Raw genomic sequence first — 13,093 nt, forward strand, 5'->3', positions numbered from 1 at the left:
AGCTTTTAAGCTGCTTTCTGCATCTTAGGAGACAGAAAATGGCAGTCGGGCCAGCTACATTTCCAGAAAAAATGCATCCAGTTGCAGGATTTAAATTAGGAACAGCTTCTGCAGGTATTAAAACTCCAGGTCGAAAAGATGTTGTGCTGATGGAGTTATGTGACGAAGCTACTGTCGCAGGTGTTTTTACTTTAAATGCTTTCTGCGCAGCACCTGTGCAGATTTCTAAAAAGCACTTAGAAACTGTAGCAACGCGATATTTTATTGTTAATACAGGTAACGCTAATGCGGGTACCGGTGAGGAAGGTTGGAATGATGCGATTACAACCTGTGAAGAGGTCGCTAAGCTTTGCTGTTCGGATGTTGAGGCGGTTCTTCCTTTCTCTACTGGGGTTATCGGTGAAAAGTTACCTGTAGAGAAGCTAGTGTCAGCTTTGCCTGCAGCTAACAGTGCTCTATCTGAATCAGGTTGGGATGAGGCTGCAGAAGGTATTTTAACCACTGATACACGAATCAAAGGCGCTAGTCGTCAGTTTGAGTACCAAGGCAAGGTTGTAACTTTGACTGGTATCTCAAAAGGCTCAGGCATGATTAAGCCAAATATGGCGACAATGCTGGGCTATGTGGCAACAGATGCGCAAGTTGATGCTGATTTATTGAAAGTGCTACTTACTGATACAGCCAATTGCTCCTTTAACCGTATTACAGTTGATAGTGATACATCTACAAATGATTCTTGTATGTTGGTTGCTACTGGGAAATCAGGTGTATCAGTTTCTGCGGAAGATGGTTCACTATTAGCCTTATTTAAATCTGAATTGACACGGCTTATGCAAGACTTGGCGCATGCAATTGTCCGCGATGGCGAGGGCGCAACTAAGTTTGTGACAGTAAAAGTTGAGTCGGCTAAGACGCAGCAAGAGGCTTTGAAGACGGCTTTTGAAATTGCTCACTCTCCACTAGTTAAAACGGCTTTATTCGCTTCAGATCCAAACTGGGGGCGTGTATTAGCAGTGGTTGGGCGTGCCGAGATAGAAAATTTAGATCTTAATGCGTTAGAGATTTATTTGGGCGATGTTTGTATCGTTAGCAACGGTGGTAAAGACGCTACTTACACTGAGGAGGCTGGTCAGGCGGTTATGGATCAGGAAGAGATTTTAATTCGAGTCGTGCTTAACCGTGGTGAGGTATCAGAGACGGTGTGGACTACGGATCTTTCCCATGACTATGTCAGCATCAATGCGGATTACCGTAGCTAATGGCTAATAAGGTTGTTCATGTCGCAGCGGCTGCTATCTGGAATAGTAAGCGTGAGTTGCTGATTGCTAAACGCTCTGATGATAAACATCAGGGCGGTTTGTGGGAGTTCCCTGGTGGTAAGGTTGAGTCAGGGGAAGCTGTGCTTGATGCTTTAAGCCGTGAGCTGGATGAGGAACTCGGTATAAGAGTTACCCAAGCAGAAAAGCTGATTGAGGTTCCTTATCATTATCCTGATAAATCAGTTTTACTCGATGTTTATAGTATTACTGCATTTGAGGGAGAGCCTTGGGGTAAGGAAGGACAGCCAGTGCGCTGGGTGAAACTTAATGAGTTGGATGGCTATGAGTTCCCTGCTGCAAATATGCCTATTCTAAATGCCTGCCTTTTACCTAAAGCGTTAGCAATAACGCCTTATCTTTCCGATTTTCAGCGGCTTGAAGCGTCGATTCAGAGAGCAATAAAAGCTGGAGCTGAGGGGGTTATCCTACGAGCTCCGCTATTTGAGGCTGGTACAGTAGCATCGGATAAAATAATTGATTTTATCAATGCGCAAATAGACTTCGCATCTGTGAGGAATATTTTCTTTGCAGTAAACACTACGGTAGACATTGCGAATAAGCTGGCTCTTGAGGCAGTTCATCTTTCAGTGAGTAATCTGGAAAAGTTGAATCATCGAGATGAGTTTACTGGGCGTTGGCTGGGTGCATCTTGTCATAATGCTGAAGAGTTATCCGAAGCGATAGCTAAAGGGGTCGATTACATAATGCTGTCACCAGTACAGCATACGCAATCGCACCCTGAGGTAGAACCATTAGGTTGGAAGGCTTTTTCCGAATTAGCTAAGTCTAGCTCGGTGCCTGTGTTTGCTTTGGGTGGTATGGAAAAAGGTGATCTTGCTCTTGCTGTGGAGAATGGTGCGCAAGGTATAGCGGCAATTAGTGCATGGTCGGAGGGATAGGCTGATCTTTATCAATCTGTTCTTCCGTTTCGCCACTACTGAAATTGCTAGCAGCTTTTGATTCAGGTATTGAATATTCTTCGCTTGCCCAAGCGCCTAAATCAATCATTTTGCAGCGCTCACTGCAGAAGGGTCTGAAAGGGTTACTGCTGTCCCAAGCCTGTTCTTTTGAGCAGGTTGGGCATTTAATTTTTGTACTACTCATTATTTGCTCTCTTCTGCGGTTTTACTTAGCTTTGTGTGTAGCTTGATAAGCTGGTTTTCTAAGCTTTCTAAATCAGCATTGTTATCGATGATAATATCTGCTTTTTTTAGTCTTTCTTGGCGGGGCAACTGGGCGGCCATAATTGCTTTGATCTGTTCTTCGCTAGAGTTATCGCGCTTAACAGTTCGAGCTAATTGTAACTCTTCTGATGCATCAACAACGATTACAGTCTCAACTAATTCGTGTTGGTCCGTTTCTAATAAGAGAGGTGAGGACAGCACTGCATAACCGCTTGCGGCATCATGTAATTGCTGCTTGATACTCTGGCGAATAATCGGGTGTAGTAGCTGCTCTAGCCAGGTTTTGGCAGTTTTATCGCTGAAGATTATTTTGCGTAAAGCTGTACGATCTAAATCGCCACTCTCAGTGATAATATGACTGCCGAAGTGTTCGGATATCTTATCTAGTGCAGGCTCGCCTTTTGCGACAACTTCACGCGCTACTACATCAGCATCAACCACTGTGATTCCGAACTCTTGTAAATGGTCAGTTACAGCGTTTTTACCTGAGCCGATGCCGCCAGTGATACCAACAATGTACATAAATCAGATTCTTATAAGTTGAAGGTAAAGTGTCGTCAGAGTATCGCCCCATATCAGTGCTATCCAACCAGCAATAGCGAGATAAGGGCCGAAAGGAATAGGGTTTTGTGATGAATGATTTTTGAATAGCATCATGCCTATACCAATTATTGCACCAACGAGGGAGCTTAATAGGATGATAAGCGGTAACTGATAGATGCCAGTCCAGGCTCCAAGGGCAGCGAGTAGTTTAAAGTCGCCATAGCCCATACCTTCTTTACCTGTTAGTAATTTAAATGCCCAGTAGATTGACCATAAGCTAAGGTAACCTGCTATTGCTCCATAGACAGCGTGTTCTAGAGAGGTAAAAAGGCCAAAACTGTTAACGAACAAGCCTAACCATAGTAAAGGTAGAGTTAAGCGGTCGGGAAGAAGTTGATGATCAATATCTATAAAGATTAGGCAAACAAGTACCCATGTAAATATTACTACGCTCAATCCTATAAGGTTAAATCCATAAACGTAGACGACGTACGCCGAGCAAACTGCGGTAAATAGTTCTACAAACGGATACCGAAAAGGGATGTGTAGCCCACAAGATGAGCATTTCGCGCGAAGGAAAATCCAGCTGATAACAGGTATGTTTTCATACCATCGAATTTTGTGTTGGCATTTTGGGCACGTTGAGGCTGGAACTGATAAATTATATGGCTCTTGGTCTATATCAAAGTTGTCCTTAATTTCTCTTTCCCATTCTTTTTGCATCATAATGGGTAAACGATGTATGACTACGTTTAAAAAACTACCGACACAAAGAGAAAACAAAAACGCGCAGGCGATAGCCCACGCGGGATCAAAAATGATTGTATTCATTAATTCTTATCTTTAAACAACTTGGCCAAGCTGGAAGATTGGAAGATACATGGCAACAACAAGTCCGCCAACGAGAACGCCAAGCACAGCCATAATAAGTGGCTCTAAAAGGCTGGATAAATTATCAACAGCATTATCGACTTGTTCTTCGTAGAAGTCCGCTACCTTTTCCAACATCATTTCAAGTGAACCGGCTTCCTCACCTATGGCGATCATCTGGATAGTCATGTTTGGAAAAACACCAGTCATTGTGACCGCATTTTGTAAGGATTGGCCCGTTGATACACCGTTCTTAATTTGTAGGATTGCATCACGGTAAAGGGCATTGCCTGATGCGCCAGCTGCGGAATCTAAAGCATTGACTAAAGGGACACCGGCAGCAAATGTAGTCGATAATGTTCGAGCAAATCGTGCGATAGAGGCGTTATGAAGAATTTGCCCTATTACAGGCATTTTCAGAATAGCTTTATCAACACTGTCTCTAAACTTAGCTGATTTTTGCCTAGCTTTTTGGAACGCGAAACCAAATAGAGCTGTAGCGATTAAAACTATCCACCACCATTCTTGGGCGATTTCAGAAAGGTTTATAACAAACTGTGTGAAAGCGGGAAGTTCAGCCCCAAAGCTCTTAAATACGTCTTCAAACTGAGGAACTACCTTAACGAGTAGGATCGCCGAAACGATTATACCTACTATGATTACTGCCGTAGGGTAGGTTAGGGCTTTTTTGATTTTAGCTTTAAGGGATTCCAGCTTTTCCTTGTAGGTCGCAATACGATCGAGCATTGCGTCGAGTGCACCTGATTGTTCACCAGCGTTAACTAAGTTGCAGTACAGGTCATCAAAGTGCTGAGGATGTTTGGTTAAAGAGGTAGAAAAATCGGTACCGCTATTAACATCATTTTTAATTTCATAAACGATATCTTTTAACTTTTGTTTCTCTATGCCGCCAGCAGTTATCTCTAGTCCTTGAAGTAGTGGAACCCCAGAACGCATCATGGTTGCCATTTGGCGAGTAAAAAATGCAATATCGACAGGTTTTACAGGTTTGTTTTTCGCACTAAATAAACCCGCAGAATGTTCCTTGGATATTTTGGATGTTAAGATTCCTTGCTTGCGCAGTTGTGCTTTGGCAGAAGTTATACTGCTTGCATCAATTTTGCCTTTGCTTTTATTACCGCTTTTATCTTTCCCTTGCCAGGTAAAAGTGTATATGTTGGCATTCTTAGCCATAAATTAGTTCCTGTTATCAGGTCTTGATGACTCTGTTCATCTCTTCAAGACTGGTGATTCCTTCCGCGACTTTCTTCAAACCTGAACGACGTAGGCTTTGGAAATTTTGAGCTTCGGCTACCTTTAGTATATCTAGAGAGTTACCATTCTCCATAATTACTTCAGCAATTTCTGACGTCATTGGTAACATTTCATAAATACCGACCCTGCCTTTATAGCCTCTATTACATTTTTTACATCCATCTTGGTTTGGCTCAAATAAACTTAGGTTACTTATTTCTTCTTCAGTGAAGCCTTCTTCTCTTAAAGTAACTTCTGGGAGGGTCACAGGTTTTTTGCAGCTTTCACAGAGGCGTCTGCCTAGTCGTTGAGCTATGATAAGGCTTACTGATGTTGCAATATTGAAGGCTGGTACACCCATATTACGCAAACGTGTCAACGTTTCTGGCGCACTATTTGTGTGAAGTGTAGATAGCACCATATGACCCGTCTGCGCTGCTTTTATGGCGATTTCTGCTGTTTCAAGGTCTCGAATCTCACCAACCATTACGACATCAGGGTCTTGGCGGAGGAAGGCTCGGAGAGCTTCGGCAAAATTTAGTCCGACTTTTGCATTTACGTGGACCTGGTTGATCCCTTCTAAATTAATTTCTACAGGATCCTCCGCAGTTGATATGTTGCGCTCTTCGGTATTGAGGATATTTAACCCTGTATAGAGGCTTACTGTTTTACCGCTACCTGTAGGGCCTGTTACGAGCACCATGCCTTGTGGGCGATGAAGGGTGGTTAGATAAAGATCTTTTTGAAAATCGGCAAAGCCAAGTGCTTCGACTCCCATTTTGGCGCTGCTAGGGTCAAGTATACGAAGCACAATCTTTTCACCCCACAGAGTAGGTAGGGTATTTACACGGAAATCTATAGCACGCTTTTTGGATATCTTCATTTTAATGCGGCCGTCTTGAGGGACGCGCCTTTCTGAAATATCCATCTGTGACATTACTTTTAAACGAGCTGATAGCCTAGCAGCAAGGTTAGATGGGGGTTTAGCGACTTCTTGAAGAATCCCATCTATCCTGCTTCTGATACGGTAACTTTTTTCATAGGGTTCAAAATGTATATCAGACGCACCGTTTTTAATGGAATCTAAAAGTATTTTGTTAATAAAACGTACGATAGGTGCATCTTTGGTAGCATCTTCTTCGGACTCTTGCTCTTCCTGTTCTGGAGCGCTTCCATCTGAGATCTCGAGATTATCTAGGTCGCTATCTTCTAATTCATCTAGAGCGGAATCTTGACCTTCTAGAAATACTTCAATTGCGCGGGTTAATTTATCCTCTTCAACGATAATAGCTTCAGTGGTAATACCACTTTGAAACTTAAACTCATCAAGCGCTTGGATGTTTGTAGGATCAGAAATAGCTACAAAGAGTCTGTTGTCGCGCTTTTGTAAGGGAAGGGCATGATGTTTTGAAATAAGGGAGTCGTTAATAAGTCCTTGGGGGAGGCTCGAGGGGTCTAGAGCGTCTAAGTCTAATAGAGGCATGCCGAATTCTTCGGATGCAGCGGCAGCGGCTCTGTATGCACTTACTAGGCGTTGTTCAATTACGTACGAGATGAAGGTTTGTTGTTTCTCTCTGGATTGAAGAGATGCGTCTGCTGCAACTTCGGCTGAACATACACCTTCGTTAACCAATCGTTTGGCAAGTCCGCTTAATGGTTGGTTAGGTTGCAAAGTTCGACCCCCGTCTCATTCCGTGACAACTGTTTTTTTAGGCTTAATTGGCAATAATTATAGATAAAGCCAATTCTTTTATATTTATAGTGAATTAGTCTCTTAAAATAGCATTTGCAAGACAATTTGAAAATGCGCACTATAATGATTATAAAATATTTTCGAATAGGTCACTGGCGCGTTGTCAAAAATGCGCTACAATCAAGGGACTTGGTTGACACCAAGGATTTTTATTCGCTGGAGAAATAAAATGAAAAAAGTACAACAGGGTTTTACCCTTATTGAATTGATGATCGTAGTGGCGATCATAGGTATCTTGGCAGCTATTGCGCTACCTGCTTACCAAAGCTATACAATTAAAGCACGTATGTCTGAGGTTGTCCTTGCCGGGAGTTCTTGCCGTACGACAATTACAGAGGTCGTACAGAGTTCTGATACCACAAATGGCCTTCCTTCAGGCGGTGAGTGGGGCTGTGAAGACGACGCGGGCACGCAATATGTGGCAAATATCGCAACTAACGCATCTGGTGCTGTGGCGGTTCAGGCTCAAGCTATTGATGCTGATGTAAATGCTGGTTGGATTTTCTTAGTGCCAAATGGTGCTAGTCCTGGTGCTACTATTCAAAGCTGGGACTGCGGTGCCGATCCAGCTAAGACAATTTTCCAATACTTGCCTGGTTCATGTAAAGATGATGAAGCAAGTACAGCTGCTGGTGGCGGTTTTGACAACGGTGCTGGAGCTGTAACAGTTACTACAGGCACTTAATATTAGTTGTTTCTAATGCAATAATATAAAAAGGGCTATTACATAGCCCTTTTTTGTTTTTCCTTCCAAATGTCTTTTCTTATCGATCCCATTGCTACACATTACTTTCTAACTATTTCGCTCTAGTTATTTGAGTGTTAGTCTTGCTCCTTATTATTCAGCTAGAAACGATTTTTTTTCAATGAAACGAAATATAATAATTATTCTAATCGCAGCTTGTGTTGGTGTGACTTGGTATATCGCTAATACAACTGAAAGGCTAACTCCTCAAATTAAAAGCGCGGCAGAAAATGCTATTCTCGAACAGCCAGAATTTCCAGCGCGACCTGTATGGTGGCATGATGATTCTGTGATGGCTGTTGGTATTGTTCCTGACAGTGTTAATCCTCATCATGCGGCAGCTAAGGCTTGTGAAATCATTAAAGCCAAAGGTGTGACGACGGCCATTGTAGAGATTTATGATGTGGTCAAAATTCAGAAGGAAGATGATTGGGATCAGCTAGCCGCAGATAGCTGCCAGTAAGCGATCAATTTTAAGTGTTATTTAAAATAAAAAAGGCTGCATATGTGCAGCCTTTTTTCATTAAAGAATAATTTAATCAGGGCATTAATCTTCTATTAGGCGCATAGACAGATCTACTGCTTGGCAGTGCTTAGTCAGCGCGCCGATAGAGATATAATCTACGCCAGTTTCTGCGATAGGGCGTAAGGTTTCGTCAGTAATGCCACCTGAGGCTTCAAGTTTAGCGATGCCGCGAGTAAGCTTAACTGAGTCCCTCATCGCTTCTAGAGAGAAGTTATCCAGCATAATGATGTCCGCACCGGCTTCTAGCGCTTGATGAAGTTCTTCCATCGTTTCCACTTCAACTTCGACGGGTTTGCCAGGCTCATTAGATTTAGCTGTCGCAATTGCTGCATCGATGCCGCCACAGGCCATGATATGGTTCTCTTTAATCAAGAAAGCGTCGAATAAACCGATGCGGTGGTTGTAGCAGCCACCACAGGTAACGGCATATTTCTGGGCGAAGCGAAGGCCTGGCAGAGTTTTACGAGTATCCAGTAGTTTTACTGTTGTACCAGCTACTTTGTCTGCATAGAACTTACTGACAGTTGCTGTACCTGAAAGTGTTTGGAGAAAATTTAAAGCCGCGCGCTCTGCTGTTAGAAGGTTTCTAGCAGAACCTTTTGCCCAGAAAAGTACTTGGTCTCGTTGAACGATGTCACCATCATCAACTTGCCAGTCTAGCTCTAGTTTAGGGTCTACTTGGCGAAAAACTTCATTTACCCAGTCGACACCACAAACAACAGCTTGTTGGCGGCTGATAATGCGAGCTGTTGCAGTTTGTTCAGAAGGAATCAGTTGTGCGGTAATATCACCACTGCCTATATCTTCCTGCAAAGCGTAACGAACGGCGTCTGGGATAAGGTGCTGAATTTCTGCGCGGGTCAACATAGTCGGTCCTGATTGAAAATGTATGAGGCTTGGCTTTTACAAATGGGCCTCTGATAATATGCAGATTCTATCGAAATAGATCTAGAGCGGGTAGGGGATAAATGAATATTGCAGGTCAAAACTGGCACAAAGAGGTGGAGGTTGTGCCTTCGCCGAATTTTAATGAGCGCCCTGACTCTAATGATATTTCTCTATTGGTTATCCACAACATCAGTTTGCCGCCGGGTAAGTTTGGTGGTGGCTACATTCAGCAATTTTTTCAGAACAAGTTAGACGTAACGATCGATCCTTTTTTCGAAGAGATAAAAGAGTTAAAGGTCTCTGCTCATTTCCTCATTGAGCGAAGTGGTCATATTGTCCAATTTGTGCCAACCGGCTGTAGAGCTTGGCATGCTGGTGTGTCTAACTTTGAAGGTAGAGAGAATTGTAATAATTTTTCGATTGGAATAGAGCTAGAGGGAACGGATATAGATCCTTATTCTGAAGAACAGTACAACGCTTTGGTTACCCTTACCAAACAGTTACGCGATCTCTATCCAAAAATAGAGCTAGGTAGGATCGTTGGGCATTCTGATATAGCCCCAGAGCGTAAAACCGACCCTGGTCCAGCATTTGACTGGCAAAGATATCGAAAGCTATTGGATTAATTAGACCGGGAATAGTTTTGCCAGCAAAACCGGTACTGCATTTTCAACCCTTAAGATGCGCTCACCAATATGTACTGATTTGAATCCGCATTGATTGAGTTTATCGACTTCGTATTCAATAAAACCACCCTCAGGTCCAATCGCTAGGGTGGTTGGAATCGATTCTGGTGCTGAGCACTGCTCTGCATTATAAGGATGGGCAACTAAAGAACGTGTATTTTTCGCAATCCATGGTAGTTCATCTTCTACAAAAGGCTTGAAGCGTTTGCGTAAATAAACACTCGGCATAATCGTATCGCCAGCTTGTTCTAGGCCAAGCTTTAACTGCTCTTCTATTTGATTAAGTATTGGCGTGCTCCAATAGCTTTTATCTACTCGATAGGAATTAATCAGATAGAGCTCTTTTACGCCCATCGCGGAGACGGTTTGTAGTATCCGTTTCAGCATTTTAGGTCTGGGCAAGGCCAATATTAGGGTTAGAGGTAATGCTGCAGGAGGCTCCTTTTCTAGTGATACCCCTAGAGTTACAGATCTGTCATTGAGTTCCAATACTTCTCCTTTACCTATAGCTCCATTGAGTAGGCCTACATTTAGTAGGGCACCAATCTCAGGTTTATGTACTGAGCGAATATGATCGAAGCGATGATCTGTTAGAACTGCTGTATCGCTTGTAACAAAGTCATTTGTATTAATTAGTATTAGGTTCATGGAGTTATCAGGTAGATAGAAGAGGCTAAAGTGTACTGGTATAGGGCATTTAAGGCTAATTTTGATTCTAATCAAAAGATGAGATGTTTATCTAAATGAGAATGTTTATCTGTAGCGTTATCTTTTGGTTTATGGTACCTTTGCGCCATCTTGTATAAGCGATCAATATTCTGTGAATCCATGAAGGGGGTTTCTGTGAAGCTTAAAGTTCTTGTTGCTAGTGTTGCTATGGTTACTGCACTAGGTGCTAATGCGGCTCAAAATTACGATAATTTCCCTGTAACTCTAAAAGGTTACAAAGGTGATGCTACAAATTCTGTTGCGTACACGGGGCAGGCTGCACGTCAGGTTCTTCACACTTCTTTGAAAAAATTGGCAGGCCAAGGTAACGGTCAGCCAAACGCTGAACTTAAAGCAAAAATGCTTGCTTACTACGAAGGTAAAGACGCTGGTCGTGAGATTCTTTCTCCGACTACAAAAGGCGGTTTCGTAGTTGCAGAAACTTCTGTAGACGAAATTTCTAAAGGTAAGAACCTATCTGGTAAAACGTTCAAAGGTGCTGTTCCAGGCTGGCCTGGTAACATGACAGGTCCTGAAGTAATTACATTCATGATCGAGAAAGCAGCAGCTTCTGACAAAGGCTACGATCCTCTAACAGGTTACGACTACCGTCAGCTTATCTCTAAATTCGCAATGGGCGCGGTATTCTACAACCAAGCTGTAGATAACTACCTAGATGAAAAACTAGATGCTGACAAAAAGCCAAATAATAAGCCTTACAAAGAAGGTAAGCACTACACAGGTAAAGAGCACGCTTGGGATGAAGGTTTTGGTTACTTCGGTGCTCCAGCGAATACGCTTAACCTGACTGCAGAAGACGTTTACAACATCGCTAAGCGCAAAGAAGGTGCTCTAGCAAAAGCTGACTTCAATAAAGACGGTAAAGTATCTCTTTACAATGAGATGACTTACGCTCACGCATACTATGCTGCTGGCTTCGATAAAGGCGGTAAAACAACTTACCTGCACAATATCATGCAAGCTTTCGTTGATGGTCGTCAGTTGATCACAGATGCTAAGGGTGAAGCACTAACTGATAAACAGCGTACAGAGCTTAAAGCTCACGCAGCGACTATCGCTGATAACTGGGAAATGGTTATCGCAGAAGCTGTTTTCAAATACGCAGGTTCTACTTACAAAGACCTTAAAGAGATCAATAAGCTAGTTGAAACTAACGGTGACGTTGCTCCTGCATTCCGTGCATACGCTAAACATTGGGGTGAGTTGAAAGGCTTCGCACTAGCGCTTCAAACAGGTAAAAATAACCTAGGTGAAACAGCTGTAAAACTTAACCGTTTGATTGGTTTCAGCCCTGTATTGTTAGGTAACACTCAAGTTATTGGTCTAGATGACAAAGGTAACTACATCCAAGCGTCTTCTGGCGACATGAAGCAGTACATGCTACACATGCTTAAAGTTCAGCAGTTGATGGTTGATCAGTTTGGCGTTAAAGCGCGTAACAAAGATGTTCTAGGTGACATGGGCGCTCTAGCTGACAAACTAGGTTCTGGCGGTTACGTAGAAAACGACTAATTCGCTACAGAGCAATTGATAAAAGCCAGCCTTGCTAACAGGGCTGGCTTTTTTGTATTTGAGGGGACTATGCTCGAGATCTTTTCTGAATTCTATAATTCAGTACTCGTGGATTTTACCGATAGTAAAAAACGCGTGTATTGGGGTTATTTGTTAGCAGCTCTCGTTATTGCTGCCGTTTGGTTGGTTCAAACTAAACGAGTCTCTGCCGGGAAAGCCATTTCGGTTATCTTTAGCGCCAAGGTTTGGTGGTCCCAATCAGCGAAAGCTGATTATCTTATTTTTCTGATCAACAAGTTCTCTTTTTTATTTATAGCGCCTTTGCTGTTATCACATGCGGTTGTTTTCGAATGGCTGTTTTTTAAATTTCATGAGTGGTGGGGTTATCAATCAGTTGGTAATGACTGGCCACTATGGACTATAACCGCACTATTTACATTCAGTTACTTTATCCTGAATGACTTCTCTCGTTTTTTTGTGCACAAACTTCTGCATGAAGTACCGTTTCTGTGGGAGTTTCATAAAGTCCATCACTCCGCCCGGGTCTTAACACCCATCACTGTGTTTCGTACCCATCCGGTTGAAGGAATCCTGTTTTCGTTTCGATCGATATTTGTTCAAGGTTTTTTAATCGCGGTCTTTACCTTCCTGTTTGGTGATCGTGTTGACCTATTTATGTTTTACGGTGTGGTTGTAACGGCCTTTCTATTCAATGTGCTGGGATCAAATTTACGTCATTCCCAGATAGCGATCGGTTATTGGGATGGAGTAGAGCGATGGTTGATCTCGCCTGCGCAGCATCAGATCCATCATTCAACTTTGCCAAAGCATTTTGATAAAAACTATGGGGTCATCTTGGCGGTTTGGGATCGTTGGACAGGTACTTTGGTTCATTCTGAACGAGATCAGGAATTAGAGTTTGGTATCTCTAGAAAAGTAGAGGCGAATGAGCAAAATGTTCTCTATCTTTATTTTCAGCCGTTTAAATCACTGTTAAGTCGTTTAAGGCCGATATCGAAGCCAAAAGTAGCAAATGATAATTGAATAGATATATATCAATGATAACGGTTATCGTTTATGATTC

At 42.6% G+C, this 13,093-nt stretch carries 14 protein-coding genes; 7 read left to right on the top strand and 7 right to left on the bottom strand.

Annotation, left to right across the window (positions count from 1 at the left end; all coding sequences use genetic code 11):
- The first annotated feature begins 38 nt into the window (after positions 1–38).
- Both argJ and ACMXYR_RS03535 read left to right on the top strand, forming a co-directional pair.
- Positions 39–1,259, top strand: coding sequence for a bifunctional glutamate N-acetyltransferase/amino-acid acetyltransferase ArgJ (argJ, locus tag ACMXYR_RS03530; RefSeq protein WP_415902926.1), 1,221 nt, complete (start codon positions 39–41; stop codon positions 1,257–1,259).
- The gene (locus tag ACMXYR_RS03535; RefSeq protein WP_415902927.1) at positions 1,259–2,218 is read left to right on the top strand and encodes a Nudix family hydrolase; all 960 of its coding nucleotides are present in this window, start codon (positions 1,259–1,261) and stop codon (positions 2,216–2,218) included. The genes argJ and ACMXYR_RS03535 overlap by 1 nt, the downstream gene beginning before the upstream one ends.
- On the opposite strand, the gene yacG is transcribed toward ACMXYR_RS03535, so the two are convergent.
- Genes yacG through pilB form a run of 5 tightly spaced genes read right to left on the bottom strand, consistent with a single transcriptional unit; the run spans position 2,196 to position 6,842 of the window.
- Entirely contained in the window at positions 2,196–2,423 is a 228-nt protein-coding gene (gene yacG, locus ACMXYR_RS03540; protein WP_415902928.1) for a DNA gyrase inhibitor YacG, read from the bottom strand. The two genes, ACMXYR_RS03535 and yacG, sit on opposite strands and share 23 nt — an antisense overlap.
- A complete protein-coding gene (gene coaE, locus ACMXYR_RS03545; RefSeq protein WP_415902929.1) occupies positions 2,423–3,025 on the bottom strand; it encodes a dephospho-CoA kinase in 603 nt (200 codons plus the stop codon). The genes yacG and coaE overlap by 1 nt, the downstream gene beginning before the upstream one ends.
- 3 nt (positions 3,026–3,028) lie before the next feature.
- A complete protein-coding gene (locus ACMXYR_RS03550) occupies positions 3,029–3,877 on the bottom strand; it encodes a prepilin peptidase (RefSeq protein ID WP_415902930.1) in 849 nt (282 codons plus the stop codon).
- Between the two features lie 12 nt (positions 3,878–3,889).
- Positions 3,890–5,110 carry a type II secretion system F family protein gene (locus ACMXYR_RS03555; protein ID WP_415902931.1) on the bottom strand — a complete coding sequence of 407 codons (1,221 nt, stop codon included), beginning with the start codon at positions 5,108–5,110 and terminating at the stop codon, positions 3,890–3,892.
- Positions 5,111–5,126: 16 nt separating this feature from the next.
- On the bottom strand, positions 5,127–6,842 hold the full coding sequence (pilB, locus tag ACMXYR_RS03560; RefSeq protein ID WP_415902932.1) for a type IV-A pilus assembly ATPase PilB: 1,716 nt from the start codon (positions 6,840–6,842) through the stop codon (positions 5,127–5,129).
- A 250-nt stretch (positions 6,843–7,092) separates the two neighbouring features.
- Here pilB and ACMXYR_RS03565 point away from each other — a divergent pair, with 250 nt between their 5' ends.
- Positions 7,093–7,608 carry a pilin gene (locus ACMXYR_RS03565; RefSeq protein WP_415902933.1) on the top strand — a complete coding sequence of 172 codons (516 nt, stop codon included), beginning with the start codon at positions 7,093–7,095 and terminating at the stop codon, positions 7,606–7,608.
- Positions 7,609–7,789: 181 nt separating this feature from the next.
- On the top strand, positions 7,790–8,131 hold the full coding sequence (locus tag ACMXYR_RS03570) for a hypothetical protein (protein WP_415897625.1): 342 nt from the start codon (positions 7,790–7,792) through the stop codon (positions 8,129–8,131).
- Positions 8,132–8,215: 84 nt separating this feature from the next.
- Here the strand turns inward: ACMXYR_RS03570 and nadC are convergent, their stop codons facing one another.
- The gene (gene nadC, locus ACMXYR_RS03575) at positions 8,216–9,061 is read right to left on the bottom strand and encodes a carboxylating nicotinate-nucleotide diphosphorylase (protein ID WP_415902934.1); all 846 of its coding nucleotides are present in this window, start codon (positions 9,059–9,061) and stop codon (positions 8,216–8,218) included.
- A gap of 101 nt (positions 9,062–9,162) precedes the next feature.
- Between nadC and ampD the strand changes: the two genes are divergently transcribed.
- Positions 9,163–9,708 (top strand): 1,6-anhydro-N-acetylmuramyl-L-alanine amidase AmpD, encoded by a 546-nt coding sequence (gene ampD / locus ACMXYR_RS03580; RefSeq protein ID WP_415902935.1) that lies wholly within the window; start codon positions 9,163–9,165, stop codon positions 9,706–9,708.
- Here ampD and ACMXYR_RS03585 read toward each other — a convergent pair whose 3' ends face one another.
- Positions 9,709–10,416, bottom strand: coding sequence for a 16S rRNA (uracil(1498)-N(3))-methyltransferase (locus ACMXYR_RS03585; protein WP_415902936.1), 708 nt, complete (start codon positions 10,414–10,416; stop codon positions 9,709–9,711).
- Between the two features lie 195 nt (positions 10,417–10,611).
- Here ACMXYR_RS03585 and ACMXYR_RS03590 point away from each other — a divergent pair, with 195 nt between their 5' ends.
- Together ACMXYR_RS03590 and ACMXYR_RS03595 are read left to right on the top strand one after the other, a co-directional pair.
- Positions 10,612–12,009 carry a DUF4856 domain-containing protein gene (locus ACMXYR_RS03590; RefSeq protein WP_415902937.1) on the top strand — a complete coding sequence of 466 codons (1,398 nt, stop codon included), beginning with the start codon at positions 10,612–10,614 and terminating at the stop codon, positions 12,007–12,009.
- 69 nt (positions 12,010–12,078) lie between these two features.
- Positions 12,079–13,053, top strand: a complete 975-nt coding sequence (locus ACMXYR_RS03595; protein WP_415902938.1) for a sterol desaturase family protein — start codon at positions 12,079–12,081, stop codon at positions 13,051–13,053.
- The last annotated feature ends 40 nt before the right edge of the window (positions 13,054–13,093 follow it).

Origin of the sequence: Neptuniibacter sp. QD29_5, assembly GCF_047778125.1 — a bacterium.
In the GTDB taxonomy this organism is placed as follows: Bacteria; Pseudomonadota; Gammaproteobacteria; order Pseudomonadales; family Balneatricaceae; genus Neptuniibacter.

What these genes read in the sequence shown, in the direction of transcription:
- argJ (WP_415902926.1), top strand. Translation starts at nt 39, where the DNA reads ATGGCAGTCGGGCCAGCTACATTTCCAGAAAAAATGCATCCAGTTGCA.
- ACMXYR_RS03535 (WP_415902927.1), top strand. Translation starts at nt 1,259, where the DNA reads ATGGCTAATAAGGTTGTTCATGTCGCAGCGGCTGCTATCTGGAATAGT.
- yacG (WP_415902928.1), bottom strand. Translation starts at nt 2,423, where the DNA reads ATGAGTAGTACAAAAATTAAATGCCCAACCTGCTCAAAAGAACAGGCT.
- coaE (WP_415902929.1), bottom strand. Translation starts at nt 3,025, where the DNA reads ATGTACATTGTTGGTATCACTGGCGGCATCGGCTCAGGTAAAAACGCT.
- ACMXYR_RS03550 (WP_415902930.1), bottom strand. Translation starts at nt 3,877, where the DNA reads ATGAATACAATCATTTTTGATCCCGCGTGGGCTATCGCCTGCGCGTTT.
- ACMXYR_RS03555 (WP_415902931.1), bottom strand. Translation starts at nt 5,110, where the DNA reads ATGGCTAAGAATGCCAACATATACACTTTTACCTGGCAAGGGAAAGAT.
- ACMXYR_RS03565 (WP_415902933.1), top strand. Translation starts at nt 7,093, where the DNA reads ATGAAAAAAGTACAACAGGGTTTTACCCTTATTGAATTGATGATCGTA.
- ACMXYR_RS03570 (WP_415897625.1), top strand. Translation starts at nt 7,790, where the DNA reads ATGAAACGAAATATAATAATTATTCTAATCGCAGCTTGTGTTGGTGTG.
- nadC (WP_415902934.1), bottom strand. Translation starts at nt 9,061, where the DNA reads ATGTTGACCCGCGCAGAAATTCAGCACCTTATCCCAGACGCCGTTCGT.
- ampD (WP_415902935.1), top strand. Translation starts at nt 9,163, where the DNA reads ATGAATATTGCAGGTCAAAACTGGCACAAAGAGGTGGAGGTTGTGCCT.
- ACMXYR_RS03585 (WP_415902936.1), bottom strand. Translation starts at nt 10,416, where the DNA reads ATGAACCTAATACTAATTAATACAAATGACTTTGTTACAAGCGATACA.
- ACMXYR_RS03595 (WP_415902938.1), top strand. Translation starts at nt 12,079, where the DNA reads ATGCTCGAGATCTTTTCTGAATTCTATAATTCAGTACTCGTGGATTTT.